The organism is Variovorax sp. GW821-FHT10B04 (genome assembly GCF_059415645.1).
In genome coordinates this window covers 281,746-300,305 of the sequence record NZ_JBWKNQ010000008.1, presented here as the reverse complement: position 1 = coordinate 300,305, position 18,560 = coordinate 281,746, and the positions used below count along the sequence as shown (strand labels likewise).

Genomic DNA, 18,560 nt, shown 5'->3' with positions numbered 1-18,560 from the left:
TTCTGCTTACAGCGCCCGCAGTGGTGAGCAGTGCCAACCCTTCTTCCGGCGTCCTCACGCGCCGGCAAGGTTGAGAGCCATGGAAAGCTATTACCTCGACTGGGCGAACCTGCTGCTGCGCTGGGTCCACGTCATCACCGCGGTCGCCTGGATCGGTGCCTCCTTCTATTTCGTGATGCTGGACAACAGCCTCGAAAAACCGCAGGACGCCGAATCGCTCGACAAGGGCGTCGGCGGCGAGCAATGGGCGGTGCACGGCGGCGGCTTCTACAACATGCAGAAGTACCTGCTGGCGCCGAAGAAGCTGCCCGACCACCTGCACTGGTCGTACTGGGAAAGCTATTCGACCTGGATCACCGGCTTCTCGCTGTTCACGATGTCCTATCTGTGGAATGCGAGCACCTACCTGATCGACAAGTCGAAGATGGACTGGCAGCCCGGCGCCGCCATCTCGGTCGCGCTGGCCTTCTTCGTCGTGTTCTGGATGGTCTATGACGGCATCTGCCAGATCTTCGGCAGGCGCAAGAACGGCGACACCATCGTCGGCGTGCTGATCGCCGTGTTCATCGCCTTCGCCGCCTGGCTTGCCTGCCAGTGGTTCGCGGGCCGCGCCGCCTTCCTGCTGGTCGGCGCGATGATGGCCACGACCATGAGCGGCAACGTGTTCTTCTGGATCATTCCGGGCCAGCGCAAGAACGTGCAGGCGCTGCGCGAAGGCCGGCCGGTCGACCCGGTGCATGGCCAGCGCGGCAAGCAGCGCAGCGTGCACAACACCTACTTCACGCTGCCGGTGCTGTTCGCGATGCTCAGCAACCACTACAGCTTCACCTACACGCACAAGTACAACTGGATCGTGCTGCTGCTGATCATGCTCGGCGGCGCCGCCATCCGGCAGTTCTTCGTGGTGCGGCACCGCTTCAAGCTGGGCAACGCGAAGAACCCGCTGCCCTATGCACTGGTCGGCATCGTGGTGCTCGGCCTGACGATCGTCTGGATGAAGCCCGAGCCCGCACCCGCGCCGGTGGCTGGCGCGACGGTGCAGCCGGTCAGCTTCGGCGAGGTGCAGAAGGTGCTGGAGCAGCGCTGCTACATGTGCCACGGTGCCACCATGCAGATGAAGAACGTGCGGCTCGACTCGCCCGAGCAGGTCGCGCAGCATGCACAGGCGGTCTATCAGCAGGCCGTGGTCACGAAGATCATGCCGATGAACAACGCGACGGGCATCACCGATGCCGAGCGCGCGTTGATCGGCCGGTGGTTCGAGGGCGGCGCGAAGACGCAGTAGCCGGCGCGCGGGCCGCAGGCGCGCTGCAAGCACTTCCGTACGATCTCGCCGTTGGCTGCGGCGGCTTCGCCTGCGGCCCTGTGCATGCAGGAGACAAAAAAAGATGACGAGGACAACGGACCCGGGCGCACCAACGGTGGCATCCGGACCAGGCGCGGCGCAGATCGTGCTGCGCGACTTCAACCCGCATACCGCGGACCGTCTGCAGTGGGCGCGCTACCAGGCCTACCGGCGGCTGCGCGCGGAGGAAGACGTGCCGGGCGATCCGGTCCTGAGCGATGCCGAGTTCGCGCATCTGCTGCAGCACCGCCGGCCTCTTTGGGAGAGCCGGCGCGTCGTCGCCTGGCGGGGCGAAGAGGCAATCGGCAACCTGATGCTCGAATTCCGGCGTCCCGGTACCGCCGACTACGAAAGCCATGCGCCCTTCGTCAGTGCCGGCGGCGGCGTGCTGCGGCCCTGGCGCCGACAGGGTGTCGCGACGGCGCTGCTTGGCGCGCTGCGGAGTTTCATGGAGGCGCGCACCAAGACCACCGTCACCTTCGGCGCGCCTTTCCCCGAGTCGCGCGCATTCTTCGAGGCCGTGGGCGCCACCGAGAAGCATCGGACGCCGGAGAACCGCCTGTCGCTGGCCGCAGTGGATCCGGCCCTGCTGGCGCAATGGCGTCTGGCGCCCGATGCCGCGGTCGCCGCCGGCCTGCGCTGGGAGATCCACGCCGGCCGCGTGCCCATGTCGCGGCTGGCCGAACTCATGTCGCCGCTCACCGTGCTGATCAACCAGATGCCGTTGGGTGCGCTCGATCTGCCCGCCATGCGCTACGACATCGACGGCCACCGCAGCTGGTACGACGACATGGACCGCCACGGCGGCGACCACCTGCTGGTGCTGCTGCTGGCCGGCGACGAACTGGTGGCGGTCTGCAATGCGCACTGGGATGCGCGCTTTCCCGATCGCGTGTTCCAGGCGCTGACGGCCGTCGCGCCGCAGTGCCGTGGCCAGGGCCTCGCCAAGGCGGTGAAGACGGCGATGCTCGACCTGGTGCGCGAGCGCTACCCGGCGGTCGGCCTGATCTCGACCCACAACGCGGACGTGAACGCACCGATGCTGTCGATCAATCAGCGGCTCGGTTTTTCGACGCACCGTCCGAGCGTCACCTTTCAGATGGGGCTGGACGCGCTGCAGCGTCGCGTGGCGCCCTGCGTGGGGCTGGCGTTCGACGCATGAATGCGGCGTCGGCCTGCGTGCCCGCTGCAAGTGACGAATCAGAATGGCGTTTTCCAGACCAGAGAGCCGATGCAACATCATGTTGACTTACGCCATACAGAAGGTCGGTGACGACCTGCCCCTCGAACCGCAAGGCCCCACCGATTTCCTCGCCTTCCGCCAGGCGGTCGACGCCTTTCCCTGGCTGGCCGAGCATGCGCTCTGGGACGAACGCCAGGAGGGCGCGCTGCCTGCCGTCGTGCTGCAGGACGCCGCCGCGCAGCGCGAACTCTGGGTCACTGTCCTCGGCAATGGCGACGACCTGAGCGGCGCGTATCTCGTGCAGTCCGTCTCGATGCAGTTCCACAAGAGCTTCTTCGGCAAGGGCAAGATGACGCAGGACGCGACGCTGGCCGACGTGCCGAGCCGCGTGGAGGTCGACCGCCTCTGCGAGCTGTTCTGTGACAGTCAGTTCGAGTCGCTGGACCGCGAGATCGCGCGGCTGGCCCTGCGCAGCAGCGACGACTGAACGCCGACCGCCGTGGCCGACCCGATTCCCGCGAGCACCGACATCGCGTTCCTGCACACCGCGCATGTGCACGTGCGGACCTTCGGCGACCTGATGGCCGAGCTGGCGCCTGCGCTGCGGGTGCATCACGTGGTGGCGGAAGACCTGCTCGCGCAAGCCATGAAGGACGGGCCGGACGACGCCGCACTGATGGCGCGCGTCCACCGCAGCATGGGCGAGGCCGCGTCCACCGGCGCCAGGGTTGTCGTCTGCACCTGTTCGACGATCGGTGGCGTCGCCGAAGCCGCGCCCACGGTCGGCCGCGACGGTCGCCATGGCCGCTATGTGGCGGCGCGGATCGATCGCGCCATGGCCGACCGGGCCGCGGTGTCGGGCAGGCGCGTGCTGCTTGTGGCCGCGCTCGACAGCACGTTGACGCCGACCCGGGCGCTGATCCTGGATTCCGCCCGAAAGCTCGGCACCGCGCCGGTCATCGCGACGCTGCGCGTGCCCGATGCGTGGGCGCATTTCATGGCGGGCGATGTGCCGGCGTATGTGGGCGCCGTCGTGCGCGCCGTGGTCAGCCAGGCGAGGGCCGATGACCTCGTGGTGCTCGCTCAGGCATCGATGGCGCCGGCGGCTGTGCTGCTGAGCGCCAGCGGCATCGAGGCGCTGGCGAGCCCGCGCCTGGGCGTGCAGCAGGCGATCGAGGCGACCGCGCTCGCGATCGCGACTGCGCAGCCGAGCGCCTGAGCCCGGTCTTCAGCCGGCCGCCAGTGCGAGCTGCATGGCGAGCCGGTTGTGCCGCTCGACCAGCGGGCCGAGGTCGACCGTCGCCAATTGGCCCTCGCGCACGACGACACGGCCGTTCACCACGGTGTACGCCGCCTGCGGGCTCGCGCACAGCAGCAGGCTCGCCACCGGGTCGTGCACCGCGCCGCCCGCGAAGCCGATGGTGTTCAGGTCGAACAGCGCGAGGTCCGCGCACATGCCCGGCGCCAGGTGGCCGATGTCGCTGCGGCCGAGCACCTCGGCGCCGCCGCGCGTGGCGATCGACAGCGCGTCACGCGCCGTCATCTCCGAGGGGCCGTGATCGCAGCCGAAGGGCTCGAGCGCGCGGCCCACGCGGGCCAGCAGCAGCGCCTGGCGCGCCTCGTTCACCATGTGCGCGCCGTCGTTGCTGGCGCTGCCGTCCACGCCGAGGCCGACCGGCACGCCGGCATCGAGCATGCGGCGGATCGGCGCGATGCCCGAGGCCAGCCGCATGTTGCTGCACGGGCAATGCGCGACGCCGGTCTTCGTCTTCGCGAACAGCGCGATGCCCTCGGCGTCGAGCTTCACGCAGTGCGCGTGCCAGACGTCGTGGCCGAGCCAGCCCAGGTCCTGCGCGTATTCGGCGGGCGTGCAGTTGAACTTCTCGCGGCTGTAGGCGATGTCGTGGTCGTTCTCGGCCAGGTGTGTGTGCAGCCGCACGCCGAAGCTGCGCGCCAGCACCGCCGACTCGCGCATCAGGTCGCGGCTCACGCTGAACGGCGAGCAGGGCGCCACCGCCACGTTGACCATCGCACCGTGCGCGGCGTCGTGGTGCGTCTCGATCAGCCGCTGCGTGTCGGCCAGGATGAAGTCCTCGCGTTCCACCACGCGGTCGGGCGGCAGGCCGCCCTGCGATGCGCCGACGCTCATGCTGCCGCGCGTCGCGACGAAGCGCATGCCGATCTCGCGCGCGGCCTCGATGCTGTCGTCCAGCCGCACGCCGTTCGGGTAGATGTAGAGATGGTCGCTGCTGGTCGTGCAGCCCGCGAGCAGCAGCTCGGCCATCGCGAGCTGGGTCGACACGCGGACCATCTCCGGCGTGAGCCCGGACCAGATCGGGTAGAGGCCGCGCAGCCACGAGAACAGCTCGGCGTCCTGCACCGCCGGTATCGCGCGCGTGAGCGACTGGTACATGTGGTGGTGCGTGTTGACCAGCCCCGGCACCACCAGGTGGCCGCGCGCGTCGATCACCTCGTCGGCCTGCTGCGGCAGGTCGGCCGCGGCGCCGATGGCTTCCACGCGGTGGTCGCGGATGAAGACCGAGGCATCGCGCAGTTCGGTGCGCCCGGCGTCGAAAGTGGCGACGCAGGTCGCATTGCGGATCAGGAGCGTGGTCATGGCGCGAGACAATGGAGGCCTGGAGATGAGCCAAATGATCGCATCGAAGACTCCGTCCGGCACGCCCGACGCGCGTACCGCCCCCAAAGAATTCCTCGAGCACCTGTACCGCGTGGCGGTCGAACGTGCGCTGCCGCTGGCCAGCATGGGCCCGTACCTGCCGGCGCCGCCGAAAGGCCGCACGCTGGTGCTCGGCGCCGGCAAGGCCGGCGGCTCGATGGCGCAGGCGCTGGAAGCGCTGTGGCCGGCCGACGCGCCGCTGTCGGGCCTGGTCGTCACGCGCTACGACCACATTCCGCCGCGCCCCGCCGGCCTGGCGCAGCGCATCGAGATCGTCGAGGCGGCGCACCCGGTGCCCGACGCCGCCGGCCTGGCCGCGGCCGAGCGCATCCTGGCGCTGACCGAAGGCCTCACCGCCGACGACCTGGTGCTGTGCCTGATCTCGGGTGGGGGCTCGGCGCTGCTGACGCTGCCGGCGGACGGCCTGACGCTGGCCGACAAGCAGCGCATCAACCGCGAGCTGCTGGAAAGCGGCGCCCACATCGGCGAGATGAACTGCGTGCGCAAGCACCTGTCGCGCATCAAGGGCGGCCGGCTGGCGGCGGCCTGCGCGCCGGCGCAGGTGGTCACGCTCACGATCAGCGATGTGCCGGGCGACGACCCGGCCGTGATCGCCAGCGGCCCGACGGTGCCCGATGCGACCACTTGCGCGGACGCGCTCGCGATCCTCGACCGCTACGGCATCGCCGTGCCACCGGCCGTGCGGGCGCAACTGATCGACGGCACGCTGGAGACACCGAAGCCCGGCGACGCCGTCTTCCGCGGCCATGCGACGCACGTGATCGCGGCACCGCAGCAGTCGCTGCAGGCCGCGGCCGAGGCGGCGCGCGCGGCCGGCATCGAGGCCCATGTGCTGAGCGACGAGATGGAAGGCGAATCGCGCGAGGTCGGCAAGGTGCATGGCGCGCTGGCGCGTGCCGTCGCGCTGCGTGGCGAGCCCTTCGCGCGGCCCTGCGTGATCCTGTCGGGCGGCGAGACCACGGTCACGATCCGGCCGCGCCAGCCCGGCCAGCCCAAGGGCCGCGGCGGCCGCGCGGGCGAGTTCTGCCTCGGCCTCGCCGGTGCGCTGGCGGGCCAGCCGCAGGTCTGGGCGCTGGCCGCCGACACCGACGGCATCGACGGTGTGGAGGACAACGCCGGGGCCTTCGTCACGCCCGACACCCTGGCCCGCGCCGAAGGGCAGGGCCGCAAGCTCGCGGCGCACCTCGACCGCAACGACGCCTATGGCTATTTCGAGGCGATCGGCGACCTGCTGGTCACCGGGCCGACGCACACCAACGTCAACGACTTCCGCGCGCTGCTGATCCTGTAGCCGCCGCGACCGGCCGCCGGGGCCTCGCCGTCACGGCCGCGCGTCCACGAAGGCCCGCAGCTGCGGGTTCCTGATCTCGAACACGTCGAACAGCCCGAGCGCGCGCAGCGTGGGCAGCAGTTCCTCGATGTCGCGCAGCAGGGCTGCGCGGTCGTCGCCGGCGAGCCCCGGCCTGTCGAGGGCGACGGCATTGGCGAGAAACGCCCCGACCGACCCCTTGCGGATGGTGGTGCCGTTGTGCCGGACCTCGTCGACATGGTCCGGAAGAATGTCCTGTGCGCGCATGTACCGATCTCCTTGGTGTGTGGCTTCCAGCGTAGCGGCCAGTGCCGCGGCGGCTGTAGACCTCATCGGCCAATCGATAGCTCGAATCCGCCATGTCCGATGCCATGCCGGATCCGGCCGCCCGGCGTGCGGCGCTAGGGGAGGTTTTCCCTGAAGATCACCTGGCTGCGGGTGCTTTCCACGCCGCTCAGCGGTTCGCGCTTGTCGCGCAGGTTGGTGAAGATGCGCACGCAGCTCATCAGCGTGGTGTGCGGGCTCTGCGTGATGACCGCGTCCATGCTGCCGTCGATCAGCAGGGCGCGCGTGTCGGGCGTGAGCCCGTGGCCGATCAGCACCACCTTCTGGTCGCGGCCGGCCTCCTTCAGCGCACGCGCCACGCCGTCGGACGCACCGCCGATGTTGTAGATGCCACCCAGCTCCGGATGCTGGTCGAGCAGCGCGCGGGTCTGGCGGTAGTTCTGCTCGGCGTCGTCCTGGCCCTCGCGCAGGCCGACCACCTGCAGGCGCTCGAACATCTCGTCGATCACGTGCAGGAAGCCGGCCTCGCGTTCCTCGTGCGCGCGGTAGCTCAGGCTGCCCGCGATCAGCGCGACCTTGGCGCTGCGTGTGCCGATGAAGCGGCCGATCAGGTAGCCGGCGGTGCGGCCGGCGGCACGGTTGTCCAGGCCGATGTAGGCCGCGCGCGGCGAATTCGACAGGTCGGAGATCAGCGTGATCACCGGCACGCCGCGCTCGGCCAGCGTCGCGACCGCCTCGCGCACTGCCGGATGTTCGAGCGCCATCACCGCGATGCCGTCGCAGCGCTTGCCGTTGCGCAGCAGCGCGGCGGCCAGTTCATGCGGGTTGAAGCTCTCGATGAACTCGGTGCGGCAGCGCACGTTGAAGGGCGCCCAGTGCTCCTCCGAATAGCCGACCATGTCGCCCAGCATGCGGATGAAGCGGTTGGTGCCGGCCGGCAGCATGAACACCAGCCGCAGCGGCTGGGGTGCGAGCGCGGCAGACAGGGTCGACTCCGGCAGGTAGTCGAGTTCACTGGCGGCCTTCAGCACGCGCTGGACCGTCGCGTCGCGCACGCCGGGACGCTTGTTCAGCACCCGGTCGACCGTCGCGGTCGACACGCGTGCGGCGCGCGCAATGTCGACCACGCGGGCGCGCCGCGGATCGCCTGCCAAGCCTTCAGGGTTAACCCTCATAAATCAAAAACCATCATTCATCTGATTTGACGTTCGATGGGGTGAACTCTATCGTCCCCATGCCTTCAAGTCGATGGTGCATCAAAATCCATCAATCTCACAAACGGAGACAGTCCATGCCATCCATCAGCCGCCGCAGCGCTTTGCGCACGCTTTCCGCTCTTCCCGCCGCCAGCATCGTGACCGCCGTGCCGCGCTTCGCACGGGCCGCGGAGTTCTCGTACAAGTACGGCAACAACCTGCCGCTCAGCCATCCGCTGAACATCCGTGCGCAGGAAGCGGCTGACCGCATCGCCAAGGAAACCAACGGCCGGGTCGAGATCAAGATCTTCCCGAACAACCAGCTGGGCGGCGACACCGACATGCTGGCGCAGGTGCGATCGGGCGGCATCGAGTTCTTCACGCCGTCGGCGCTGGTGATCGCCACGCTGGTGCCGGTGGCCGCGATCAACGCGGTCGGCTTCGCGTTCTCGGACTACAACCAGGTCTGGGCCGCGATGGACGGCAAGCTCGGCGCGCACGTGCGCGACGCCATCGCCAAGTCGCGCCTCTATGCCTTCGAGAAGATGTGGGACAACGGCTTCCGCCAGACCACCAGCAGCAAGGCCGCGGTCACGACCGCCAAGGACATGGACGGCCTGAAGATCCGCGTGCCGGTGAGCCCGCTGTCGATCTCGATGTTCAAGGGCCTGGGCGCCGCGCCGGCCAGCCTGCAGTTCAGCGAGGTCTATTCGGCGCTGCAGACCAAGATCGTCGACGCGCAGGAGAACCCGCTGCCGATCATCCAGGTGGCCAAGCTCTATGAAGTGCAGAAGTTCTGCTCGCTGACCAACCACATCTGGGACGGCTACTGGTTCATCGCCAACGGCCGCGCCTGGGAAGCCCTGCCGGCCGACCTGAAGACGATCGTCGCGCGTGCCATCAACGACGCCGGCATGCAGCAGCGCGAGGACATCAAGAAGCTCAACGACTCGGTGGTCGGCGACCTGCAGAGCAAGGGCCTGGCGATCAACCGCCCGACGGCCGACAGCTTCCGCGCCAAGCTGCGCGAGGCCGGCTTCTACGGCGAGTGGAAGGGCCGCTTCGGCGCCGAAGCCTGGAGCCTGCTCGAAGGCGCCGTCGGCAAGCTCGCCTGATCGGACATGTCACACATCCTCATGGCCGATTCGAGCGACGCGCTGCGCGCCGCACCCGCTGCCAATGCGGCCAGCCGCTGGGCCGGCCGCGTCGACGGCTGGCTCGGCACCGTGGTCGAAAGCGTCGCGGCGCTGCTGGTGCTTGCCGAGATCTGCGTGTTGTTCGCGGGCGTCACGGCGCGCTATGCGTTTCACTCGCCGCTGGTCTGGTCCGACGAACTCGCGTCGATCCTGTTCCTGTGGCTGTCGATGCTGGGTGCGGTGGTCGCATTGCGGCGCGGCGAGCACATGCGCATGACCGCGCTGGTGAGCCAGGTCAAGCCGGGCACGCGCGCCATGCTCGATGCCTTCGCGCTGGCGGCATCGCTTGCCTTCCTGGCGCTGGTCGCCTGGCCGGCGATCGACTACGCCCATGAGGAGTCCTTCATCGTCACGCCGGCGCTGGAGATCAGCAATGCCTGGCGTGCCGGTGCCATTCCGGCGGGCATCGCGCTGATGATCGTCGTCGCGCTGCTGCGCCTGGTGCGCATCTGCAGCGTGCGCCAGATCGTGCTGTCGGTGCTGGGCACCGCGGCGGTGGTCGCGCTGTTCTGGCTGGCCGGCCCGCTGCTGGCGCCGCTGGGCAAGTTCAACCTGGTGATCTTCTTCGTGATCGTGGTGGCCGTCACGGTGTTCTCCGGCGTGCCGATCGCCTTCTGCTTCGCGCTGGCGACCTTCGGCTATCTCGCGCTGACCACCCGCACGCCGATGCTGGTGATGGTCGGCCGGCTCGACGAAGGCATGTCGCACCTGATCCTGCTGGCGGTGCCGCTGTTCATCTTCCTGGGCGCGCTGATCGAGATGACCGGCATGGCGCGGGCGATGATCCAGTTCCTCGCGAGCCTGCTGGGCCGCGTGCGCGGCGGGCTGTCGTACGTGCTGATCGGCGCCATGTACCTGGTGTCGGGCATCTCGGGCTCGAAAGTGGCCGACATGGCCGCGATCGCGCCCGTGCTGTTCCCCGAGATGAAGAAGCGCGGCGCCAAGCCGGGCGACCTGGTGGCGCTGCTGTCGGCCACCGGCGCGCAGACCGAGACCATTCCGCCGTCGATCGTGCTGATCACCATCGGCTCGGTCACGGGTATCTCGATCGCGGCACTGTTCACCGGCGGGCTGCTGCCGGCCGTGGTGCTGGGCGTGGCGCTGTGCACCGTCGTGTGGTGGCGCTACCGGCGCGAAGACCTGAGCGGGGTGCAGAAGTTCTCGCCCGCCCAGATCGGCAAGCTGCTGCTGGTCGCATTGCCCGCGGTGCTGCTGCCCTTCGTGATCCGCGCCGCGGTGGTCGAAGGCGTGGCGACGGCGACCGAGGTGTCGACCATCGGCATCGTCTACTCGGCCGTGGTCGGCCTCGTGGTGTACCGCCAGTTCGACTGGCGCCGCCTGCGGCCGATGCTGATCGAGACCGCGTCGCTGTCGGGCGCGATCATCTTCATCGTCGGCTGCGCGACCGCCATGGCCTGGGGCCTCACGCAGTCGGGCTTCTCTCAGGACCTGGCACGGCTGATGGCCGGCATCCCGGGCGGGCAGTACGGCTTCCTGGCGGTGTCGATCGTCGCCTTCGTGATCCTCGGCAGCGTGCTCGAAGGCATCCCGGCGATCGTGCTGTTCGGACCGCTGCTGTTCCCGATCGCCAAGGCGGCCGGCGTGCACGAGGTGCACTACGCGATGGTCGTGATCTTCGCGATGGGCATCGGCCTGTTCGCGCCGCCCTTCGGCGTCGGCTATTACGGCGCCTGCGCCGTCAGCAAGGTCGACCCCGACGAAGGCGTCAAGCACATCTGGGGCTACATGGCGGCTTTGATGATCGGACTGATCCTCGTCGCGGCCATCCCCTGGTTCTCCACCGGCTTCCTCAAGACCTGACAACCACATACAACCGGAGCTAATCCAATGAGCCGCTTTTTCGGAGAGATCCGCCAACTGGGTTACGTCGTGCCCGACATCGAGGCCGCCATGGACTACTGGAGCCGCACGCTCGGCGTCGGTCCGTGGTTCTACAACCCGAAGGTGCCGATCGTGAACTACCAATACCGTGGCGAGTCGCACCAGCCGCACAACTCGGTGGCGCTGGCCAACTCGGGCTTCGTGCAGGTCGAGCTGATCCAGACGCGCAACGACGTGCCGTCGATGTACCGCGACTTCCTGCAGGCCGGCCGCACCGGGCTGCAGCACGTGGCGTACTGGACGTCGAACTACGACGCCGACCTCGAGCGCCTGCTGGGCGAAGGCTTCAAGCCGGTGATGAGCGGTGAAGTGGGCGAGCGTGGCCGCTTCATCTACTTCGACACCGAATACCACCCGGGCACGGTGATCGAGCTGTCGGAGGTCGCCGGCCCCAAGGGCAAGATGTTCGACCTGATCCGCCAGTCGTCCGAGGGCTGGGACGGCAAGACCGACCCGGTGCGTCCCTTTCCCGACCTGAGCAAGCTGTGAGCGCGCCCGGGCGCATCCAGGCGCGCTACCTGATCGAGACGCCGCACGACCCGGCGGCCGTCGCCGAGGTGATGGCGGGCGAGCAGTCCTGCGGCACCTTCACCCGTGTCGAAGGCGAGACCGACGCGCTGCGCGCCCGCGCCCGCGCCACGGTCGAGGCCATCACCGAGCTCGAACCGGCATCGGCGCCGAGCCTGCCGAACGCGCTGCTCGAACGCAAGGGCACGCAGGGCCCGTGGCGCCGCGCGCACATCGACATCTCGTTTCCGGTCGCCAACATCGGCGCCAACCTGCCGACGCTGGCGGCCACGGTGTCGGGCAACCTGTATGACCTGGGCGAGGTCTCGGGCCTGCGGCTCGAGTCGATGCACGTGCCGGCCGAATACCGCGCCCGCTTCGAGATGCCGCAGGTCGGCATCGCGGGCACGCGCCGGCTGACGGGCGTCGCCAGCGGCGCGCTGGTCGGCACCATCATCAAGCCGAACGTCGGCTTCACCGCCGCGGACACGGCCGAGCTGGTGGCCCGCCTGTGCGCCGCCGGCGTCGACTTCATCAAGGACGACGAAGTCTGCGCCGACCCCGACCATGCGCCGCTCGCCGAACGCGTGCCGGCCGTCATGGCGGTCGTGCGTGCGCACCAGGAGCGCACCGGCAAGCACGTGATGGTGGCCTTCAACATCACCGACGAAACCGACGCGATGAAGCGCCACGCCGACCTGGTCGAGCGCGAGGGCGGCTCCTGCGTGATGGCCAGCCTCAACTGGTGCGGCCATTCGGGCATCCAGACGCTGCGGCGCCACACGCCGCTGGCGCTGCATGGCCACCGCAACGGCTACGGCGCGCTGTCGCGCCATCCGCTGCTGGGTATCTCGTTCCAGGCCTACCAGACGATGTGGCGCCTGGCCGGTGTCGACCACATGCACGTGCACGGCCTGCAGGGCAAGTTCTCGCAGCCGGACAGCGAGGTCATCGAGTCCGCGCAGGACTGCTTCACGCCGCTCGCCGAGGGCGTGGACGACCGCGTGATGCCGGCGTTCTCGTCCGGCCAGTGGGCCGGCACCGTGCCCGCGACCTGGTCGGCGATCGGCAGCGACGACCTGCTGTTCATGTCGGGCGGCGGCATCCTCGCGCATCCGGACGGCGCGGCCGCCGGCGTCGCCAGCATCCGCCAGGCCTGGGCCGCGGCACGCGCCGGCACGCCGCTGGCCGAGGCCGCCCGCAGCGCGCCCGAACTGGCGCGCGCGCTGGCCTTCTTCGCCAAGCCATGAGCGCCGCGCCGGCCATCGTCTACTACGGCGACGACTTCACCGGCGCGACCGACACGCTCGGCACGGCGGCGCGCGCCGGGCTGCGGGCGCTGCTGTTCCTGCAGGTGCCCGATGCGGCGCAACTGGAGCGTGCCGGGCCGCTCGACTGCCTCGGCATCGCGGGGGCGGCGCGGTCGATGGCGCCGGCCGAGATGCAGGCCGAACTGGCACCCGTGGCCGACTTCTTCCGCGCCAGCGGTGCGCGCGTTCTGCACTACAAGACCTGTTCGACCTTCGACAGCGCGCCGCAGGTCGGCAGCATCGGGGTCGCGGTGCGGCAACTGCGCGACGTCGTGGTCCAGCCCTGGGCCGCGATCGTCGGCGGCCAGCCGAACCTGGGCCGCTACTGCCTGTTCGGCAACCTGTTCGCCGCCGCCGGCAGCGGTGGCGAGGTCTACCGGCTCGATCGGCACCCGACCATGAGCCGCCATCCCGTCACGCCGATGCACGAGGCCGACCTGCGCCGCCACCTGGTGCCGCAGGGCCTGGCCGACGTGCGCGGTGTGGCCTGGACCGCCTCGGCGGGCGGCCCGGCCGCGCTGGCCGACGCCATGGCCGACGTGCTCGCGCACCGGCCCGAGGCGCTGCTGTTCGACGTGGCCGACGATGCGCAACTGCGCACCATCGGTGCGGTGCTGTGGGCGCGCGCGCAGGCCACGACGCTGCTCGCCGTGGGGCCGAGCAGCGTGGTGCAGGCGCTGGCCGGAGAACTGGCCACCGCACCGGCGGCGCGCGCGGCGATCGCACCGGCGCGCGGCCCGGTCTTCGTGCTGGCGGGCAGCCTGTCGCCGGTCACCGCGCGGCAGGTGGCGGCGGCCCGATCCTTCGAAACCTTGTGGCTCGACCCGGCGGAACTCGCGACGCGCGACCCGGCCGCGCTCGACCGCATCGCGCGCGAGGTGGCGGCACGGCTCGCAGCCGGGCGCAACGTGCTGGCCTGCACCAACCGGCCTGAACCCGCCGCCGTCGTTGCGGGGCGCGCGCCGATCGACGCCCGTGCGCTCGCGCAGTCCGGCGGCGACCTGCTCGCCCGCGTGCTCGCACTGGTGCCGGTGACGCGCGTCGGCATCGCCGGCGGCGACACCTCCAGCCTGGGCGTGCAGGCGCTCGCGGCCTGGGGTTTGTCCTACCTGGCCGAAGTCGGCCCCGGCGCGTCGCTGTGCCGGCTGCACAGCGACGTGGCGTCGCTCGACGGCGTCGAAATCATGCTCAAGGGCGGGCAGATGGGGTCGGTCGACGTGTTCGAACGGCTGGTGCACGGCACCGGCGCCGTGGCCGCCGAGGCGCTGCCGACGGCCGCCTGAAACCGCATCGGCGCGCGCGCAGGCTGACGCGCGCGCCGGCAGGTCCGACAATTGCTCTCGGTGCATCGACGGCACCGGCCTGATCGATCCGGTGGCGCTGGGCATATATGGCGCGGCATATGAACTATGGGGCCGCCCGTATGCGTGGCGCCGCATCAGGCCCTACCGTCGGTATTGCCGGATCCACGCCCCACGAGAGCCACCACATTCATGAGCATCAGCCCCAGCCAACCCGTCCGTTTTTTCCACCAGGGCCGGATCGTCGACGTCAGCGGCGTGCATCCGACCCGTTCGGTGCTCGAGTGGCTGCGCGAGGACGCCCGCTGCACCGGCACCAAGGAAGGGTGCAACGAGGGCGATTGCGGTGCATGCACGGTCGTGATCGGCGAACTGGCCGGTGACGGCGCACCCGGTGCCGTCGGCGGCCTGACGCTGCAGACCGTCAACGCCTGCATCCAGTTCCTGCCGACGCTGCACGGCAAGGCGCTGTTCACGGTCGAAGACCTGAAGCCCCAGTGCGCCTCGGCGCAGCGCGGCGACCCCGCGGCGCTGCCGCACGCCGACAAGAAGCCGGTGGTGCCGCTGCACCCGGTGCAGCAGGCGATGGTCGAATGCCACGGCTCGCAATGCGGCTTCTGTACGCCAGGCTTCGTCATGTCGCTCTGGTCGGCCTACGAGCACCACCAGGCGGCCGGCACCCAGCCGACCCGCCAGCAGCTGGCCGACGACCTGTCGGGCAACCTGTGCCGCTGCACCGGCTACCGCCCGATCCTCGATGCCGGCCAGCGCATGTTCGACCTGCCGGGCGTGCGGCTCGACACCCGGCCGGTGGTGGCGGCGCTGCAGAGCCTGAAGCGCGACGACACCTTCCACTATGCGAACCATGCGGCGGCGCCGGGCGCGCGGACGGATCGAACCGACCATTTCCACGCGCCGACCACGCTCGATGCCTTCGCCGCGCTGCGCGAGAGCCTGCCGCAGGCGCGTGTGCTGGCCGGCTCTACCGACGTCGGGCTCTGGGTCAACAAGCAGTTCCGCGACCTCGGCGACATCCTGTACGTGGGCGACGTGGCCGAACTGAAGGTCATCGAGCCCCGTGGCGACGCGCTGTATGTCGGCGCGGGCGCGTCGCTCGAATCGGCCTGGGGTGCGCTCGCGGCGCGCGTGCCGGCGCTCACCGACGTCTGGCTGCGCTTCGCGTCGCCGCCGATCCGCCATGCGGGCACGATGGGCGGCAACGTCGCCAACGGTTCGCCGATCGGCGACTCGCCGCCGGTGCTGATGGCGCTCGACGCCGACATCGAGCTGCGCAAGGGTTCGCGCGTGCGCCGCATGCCGCTGCCCGATTTCTACGTCGACTACATGAAGAACCTGCTGGAGCCCGGCGAGTTCGTGCAGGGCCTGTATGTGCCGCTGGCCGCGATGCAGCGGCAGGTGCGTGCCTACAAGATCAGCAAGCGCTTCGACTGCGACATCTCGGCGCTGTGCGCGGGTTTCGCGATCGAACTCGACGGCGAGACCGTGAAGGACGTCCGGCTCGCGTATGGCGGCATGGCCGCCGTCGTGAAGCGTGCCGCCAGGGCCGAGGCCGCGCTGCGCGGCCAGCCGTGGAGCCAGGCCAGCGTGAAGGCGGCCCAGGCCGCGCTGGCGGAAGACTTCCAGCCGCTGTCGGACATGCGTGCTTCCGCGGCCTACCGGCTGCGGGTGGCGCAGAACCTGATCCAGCGCCTCTGGCTGGAGACGCGCGCGACCGACGCCTTGCCGATCGAGGCGACGAGCGTCTGGAGCACCATGCCGCATCAGGTGCGAGCCGATGCCCAAGCCACCAAGGCCCTGAGCCTGGGAGCCTGACATGAACAAACCCGTGGACGCCCAACTGCTGCAACCGGCCGAGGCCTTTGCCGACTATCTGAAGAACACCGCCGCGCGCATCGACGCCGGCGCCGAAGCCAAGGCCCAGGAAGACGGCGTTCGCGTCGGCATCAGCCGGCCGCACGAGTCGGCCCAGCTGCACGTGGCGGGCGAGGCGAACTACATCGACGACCTGCCGGAGCTGGCCGGCACGCTGCACTGCGCGCTCGGCCTGTCGCCGGTGGCCAACGGCAAGCTCACCGGCATGGCGCTGGATGCGATCCGCGCGCTGCCCGGCGTGGTGGCGGTGCTGACCGCTGCCGACATCCCGGGCAGCAACGACTGCGGGTCGATCGTGCATGACGACCCGATCCTGTGCGACGGCGACATCCGCTACCTCGGCCAGCCGGTCTTCGCGGTGATCGCCGAAACCCGCGACATCGCGCGCCGCGCCGCGTCCCGCGCCAAGGAAGCACTGACCATCGAGGCCGCGCCGCCCGTGCTCACGCCGCAGGACGCGCATGCCAAGGGCCAGTACGTGGTGCCGCCGATGCACCTGGTGCGCAGCACGAACGAGGGCGGCGCGCAGGCCGCCATCGCCGCGGCGCCGCACCGCATCAAGGCGACGCTCGACGTCGGCGGGCAGGAGCAGTTCTATCTCGAAGGCCAGATCAGCTACGCGATCCCCAAGGAGGGCGGCGCGATGCACGTGTACTGCTCGACGCAGCATCCGAGCGAGATGCAGCACCTGGTCGCGCACGCGCTGCACCTGCATGCGAACGAGGTCCAGGTCGAATGCCGGCGCATGGGCGGCGGCTTCGGCGGCAAGGAGTCGCAGTCGGGCCTGTTCGCCTGCGTGGCGGCGGTGGCCGCCAACCGCTTGAAGCGCCCGGTCAAGCTGCGGCTCGACCGCGACGACGACTTCATGGTCACCGGCCGGCGCCACTGCTTCTGGTATGACTACGAGGTCGGCTACGACGACGAAGGCCGCATCCTCGGTGCCGAGATCACGATGGTCTCGCGCGCCGGCCACTCGGCCGACCTCTCGGGGCCCGTCATGACGCGCGCGATGTGCCACTTCGACAACGCCTACTGGGTGCCGGATGTCGCGATGCACGGCTATTCGGGCAAGACCAATACGCAGAGCAACACGGCGTTCCGCGGCTTCGGCGGTCCGCAGGGCGCGATCGCGATGGAGAACATCCTCGACACCGTGGCGCGCGAACTCGGCCGCGATCCGCTCGACGTCCGGCGCATCAACTTCTACGGCAAGGACGAGCGCAACGTCACGCCCTACGGCGAAGTGGTGACCGACAACATCCTGCACGAGCTGGTGGCGCAGCTGGAAGCGAGCAGCGACTACCGGGCACGGCGCGAGGCGATCCACGCGTTCAACGCGGCCAGCCCGGTGCTCAAGCGCGGCCTGGCGCTGACGCCGCTGAAGTTCGGCATCGCCTTCAACGTGCGGCACTTCAACCAGGCGGGCGCGCTGGTGCACGTCTACACCGACGGCTCGATCCTGGTGAACCACGGCGGCACCGAAATGGGCCAGGGGCTGAACACCAAGGTAGCGCAGGTCGTCGCGCACGAACTCGGCGTGAGCTTCGACGCGGTGCGCGTGACGGCCACCGACACGCAGAAGATCGCCAACACCTCGGCGACGGCGGCCTCGACCGGTTCGGACCTGAACGGCAAGGCCGCGCAGGACGCCGCCCGCACCGTCCGCGAGCGGCTCGCCGCCTGCGCCGCGGCGCGCCATGGCGGGAGCCCCGCCGACGTGCGCTTCGTCAACGACAAGGTCGTGGTGAACGGCCGCACGCTGAGCTTCGCCACGGTGGTGGGCGAGGCCTACCTCGACCGCGTGCAGCTGTGGTCCGACGGTTTCTATGCCACGCCGGGGCTGAGCTGGGACCGCGACACGATGCAGGGGCATCCGTTCTATTACTACGCCTACGGCGCGGCCGTCGCGGAAGTCGCGATCGACACGCTCACGGGCGAATGGAAGCTGCTGCGCGCCGACATCCTGCACGACGCCGGCAGGTCGCTGAACCCGGCGGTCGACATCGGCCAGGTCGAGGGCGCCTTCATCCAGGGCATGGGCTGGCTCACGACCGAGGAACTGGTGTGGCATCCGCAAAGCGGCAAGCTCACGACGCACGCACCCAGCACCTACAAGATCCCGACAGCCAACGACTGCCCGCCGGTCTTCAACGTGAAGCTCTTCGAGGGACCGAATTTCGAGGACTCGATCCACCGCAGCAAGGCGGTCGGCGAACCGCCGCTGCTGCTGCCGTTCTCGGTGTTCTTCGCGATCCGCGACGCCGTGTCGGCCGCCGGCGACCACCGCGTCGACCCGCCGCTGCGGGCACCTGCAACCAGCGAAGCCATCCTGAATGCGATCACCGCAGTACAAGCTTAGATAGCACTTAGACTTTGTCGGTGCTTGTTCCACCCGCCATGTTCACCTCTGTCTCTTTTGTCGCGGGATGCCGCGG

General features: G+C 69.7%; 15 protein-coding genes. 12 read left to right on the top strand and 3 right to left on the bottom strand.

The genetic code is table 11. The annotated features are described in order from the left end of the window. The first annotated feature begins 79 nt into the window (after positions 1 to 79). The 4 genes from AC07PZ_RS20935 (at position 80) to AC07PZ_RS20920 (ending at position 3,747) form a co-directional block, all read left to right on the top strand. Entirely contained in the window at positions 80 to 1,285 is a 1,206-nt protein-coding gene (locus AC07PZ_RS20935) for a urate hydroxylase PuuD (protein WP_495297046.1), read from the top strand. A 103-nt stretch (positions 1,286 to 1,388) separates the two neighbouring features. Further along, entirely contained in the window at positions 1,389 to 2,507 is a 1,119-nt protein-coding gene (locus AC07PZ_RS20930; protein WP_495297045.1) for a GNAT family N-acetyltransferase, read from the top strand. Positions 2,508 to 2,586: 79 nt separating this feature from the next. Continuing rightward, the gene (locus tag AC07PZ_RS20925) at positions 2,587 to 3,015 is read left to right on the top strand and encodes a hypothetical protein (RefSeq protein WP_495297044.1); all 429 of its coding nucleotides are present in this window, start codon (positions 2,587 to 2,589) and stop codon (positions 3,013 to 3,015) included. 12 nt (positions 3,016 to 3,027) lie between these two features. After that, positions 3,028 to 3,747: an Asp/Glu/hydantoin racemase gene (locus AC07PZ_RS20920; RefSeq protein WP_495297043.1), complete on the top strand. Its 720-nt coding sequence runs from the start codon at positions 3,028 to 3,030 to the stop codon at positions 3,745 to 3,747. Between the two features lie 9 nt (positions 3,748 to 3,756). On the opposite strand, the gene AC07PZ_RS20915 is transcribed toward AC07PZ_RS20920, so the two are convergent. After that, positions 3,757 to 5,145, bottom strand: coding sequence for an 8-oxoguanine deaminase (locus AC07PZ_RS20915; RefSeq protein ID WP_495297042.1), 1,389 nt, complete (start codon positions 5,143 to 5,145; stop codon positions 3,757 to 3,759). A gap of 34 nt (positions 5,146 to 5,179) precedes the next feature. On the opposite strand from AC07PZ_RS20915, the gene AC07PZ_RS20910 reads away from it, so the two are divergent. Continuing rightward, positions 5,180 to 6,517 carry a glycerate kinase type-2 family protein gene (locus AC07PZ_RS20910; protein ID WP_495297101.1) on the top strand — a complete coding sequence of 446 codons (1,338 nt, stop codon included), beginning with the start codon at positions 5,180 to 5,182 and terminating at the stop codon, positions 6,515 to 6,517. A 30-nt stretch (positions 6,518 to 6,547) separates the two neighbouring features. Here the strand turns inward: AC07PZ_RS20910 and AC07PZ_RS20905 are convergent, their stop codons facing one another. Together AC07PZ_RS20905 and AC07PZ_RS20900 are read right to left on the bottom strand one after the other, a co-directional pair. Next, complete coding sequence (locus tag AC07PZ_RS20905) at positions 6,548 to 6,802, bottom strand: hypothetical protein (RefSeq protein ID WP_495297041.1); 255 nt, start codon at positions 6,800 to 6,802, stop codon at positions 6,548 to 6,550. A 134-nt stretch (positions 6,803 to 6,936) separates the two neighbouring features. Continuing rightward, on the bottom strand, positions 6,937 to 7,995 hold the full coding sequence (locus AC07PZ_RS20900; RefSeq protein WP_495297040.1) for a LacI family DNA-binding transcriptional regulator: 1,059 nt from the start codon (positions 7,993 to 7,995) through the stop codon (positions 6,937 to 6,939). Between the two features lie 116 nt (positions 7,996 to 8,111). On the opposite strand from AC07PZ_RS20900, the gene AC07PZ_RS20895 reads away from it, so the two are divergent. The 7 genes from AC07PZ_RS20895 (at position 8,112) to xdhB (ending at position 18,484) form a co-directional block, all read left to right on the top strand. After that, positions 8,112 to 9,131, top strand: coding sequence for a TRAP transporter substrate-binding protein (locus tag AC07PZ_RS20895; RefSeq protein WP_495297039.1), 1,020 nt, complete (start codon positions 8,112 to 8,114; stop codon positions 9,129 to 9,131). A 6-nt stretch (positions 9,132 to 9,137) separates the two neighbouring features. Beyond that, positions 9,138 to 11,033: a TRAP transporter large permease gene (locus AC07PZ_RS20890; RefSeq protein WP_495297038.1), complete on the top strand. Its 1,896-nt coding sequence runs from the start codon at positions 9,138 to 9,140 to the stop codon at positions 11,031 to 11,033. A 27-nt stretch (positions 11,034 to 11,060) separates the two neighbouring features. Beyond that, positions 11,061 to 11,603 carry a VOC family protein gene (locus AC07PZ_RS20885; protein WP_495297037.1) on the top strand — a complete coding sequence of 181 codons (543 nt, stop codon included), beginning with the start codon at positions 11,061 to 11,063 and terminating at the stop codon, positions 11,601 to 11,603. Continuing rightward, entirely contained in the window at positions 11,600 to 12,871 is a 1,272-nt protein-coding gene (locus tag AC07PZ_RS20880) for a ribulose-bisphosphate carboxylase large subunit family protein (protein WP_495297036.1), read from the top strand. The genes AC07PZ_RS20885 and AC07PZ_RS20880 overlap by 4 nt, the downstream gene beginning before the upstream one ends. Then, positions 12,868 to 14,214, top strand: a complete 1,347-nt coding sequence (locus AC07PZ_RS20875) for a four-carbon acid sugar kinase family protein (RefSeq protein WP_495297035.1) — start codon at positions 12,868 to 12,870, stop codon at positions 14,212 to 14,214. The genes AC07PZ_RS20880 and AC07PZ_RS20875 overlap by 4 nt, the downstream gene beginning before the upstream one ends. Before the next feature lie 210 nt (positions 14,215 to 14,424). Beyond that, the gene (gene xdhA / locus AC07PZ_RS20870; RefSeq protein WP_495297034.1) at positions 14,425 to 16,065 is read left to right on the top strand and encodes a xanthine dehydrogenase small subunit; all 1,641 of its coding nucleotides are present in this window, start codon (positions 14,425 to 14,427) and stop codon (positions 16,063 to 16,065) included. Between the two features lies 1 nt (position 16,066). Then, a complete protein-coding gene (gene xdhB / locus AC07PZ_RS20865) occupies positions 16,067 to 18,484 on the top strand; it encodes a xanthine dehydrogenase molybdopterin binding subunit (protein ID WP_495297033.1) in 2,418 nt (805 codons plus the stop codon). The last annotated feature ends 76 nt before the right edge of the window (positions 18,485 to 18,560 follow it).

What these genes read in the sequence shown, in the direction of transcription:
- AC07PZ_RS20905 (WP_495297041.1), bottom strand. Translation starts at nt 6,802, where the DNA reads ATGCGCGCACAGGACATTCTTCCGGACCATGTCGACGAGGTCCGGCAC.
- AC07PZ_RS20885 (WP_495297037.1), top strand. Translation starts at nt 11,061, where the DNA reads ATGAGCCGCTTTTTCGGAGAGATCCGCCAACTGGGTTACGTCGTGCCC.
- xdhB (WP_495297033.1), top strand. Translation starts at nt 16,067, where the DNA reads ATGAACAAACCCGTGGACGCCCAACTGCTGCAACCGGCCGAGGCCTTT.
- AC07PZ_RS20875 (WP_495297035.1), top strand. Translation starts at nt 12,868, where the DNA reads ATGAGCGCCGCGCCGGCCATCGTCTACTACGGCGACGACTTCACCGGC.
- AC07PZ_RS20930 (WP_495297045.1), top strand. Translation starts at nt 1,389, where the DNA reads ATGACGAGGACAACGGACCCGGGCGCACCAACGGTGGCATCCGGACCA.
- AC07PZ_RS20900 (WP_495297040.1), bottom strand. Translation starts at nt 7,995, where the DNA reads ATGAGGGTTAACCCTGAAGGCTTGGCAGGCGATCCGCGGCGCGCCCGC.
- AC07PZ_RS20925 (WP_495297044.1), top strand. Translation starts at nt 2,587, where the DNA reads ATGTTGACTTACGCCATACAGAAGGTCGGTGACGACCTGCCCCTCGAA.
- AC07PZ_RS20935 (WP_495297046.1), top strand. Translation starts at nt 80, where the DNA reads ATGGAAAGCTATTACCTCGACTGGGCGAACCTGCTGCTGCGCTGGGTC.
- AC07PZ_RS20915 (WP_495297042.1), bottom strand. Translation starts at nt 5,145, where the DNA reads ATGACCACGCTCCTGATCCGCAATGCGACCTGCGTCGCCACTTTCGAC.
- AC07PZ_RS20910 (WP_495297101.1), top strand. Translation starts at nt 5,180, where the DNA reads ATGATCGCATCGAAGACTCCGTCCGGCACGCCCGACGCGCGTACCGCC.
- xdhA (WP_495297034.1), top strand. Translation starts at nt 14,425, where the DNA reads ATGAGCATCAGCCCCAGCCAACCCGTCCGTTTTTTCCACCAGGGCCGG.
- AC07PZ_RS20895 (WP_495297039.1), top strand. Translation starts at nt 8,112, where the DNA reads ATGCCATCCATCAGCCGCCGCAGCGCTTTGCGCACGCTTTCCGCTCTT.
- AC07PZ_RS20890 (WP_495297038.1), top strand. Translation starts at nt 9,138, where the DNA reads ATGTCACACATCCTCATGGCCGATTCGAGCGACGCGCTGCGCGCCGCA.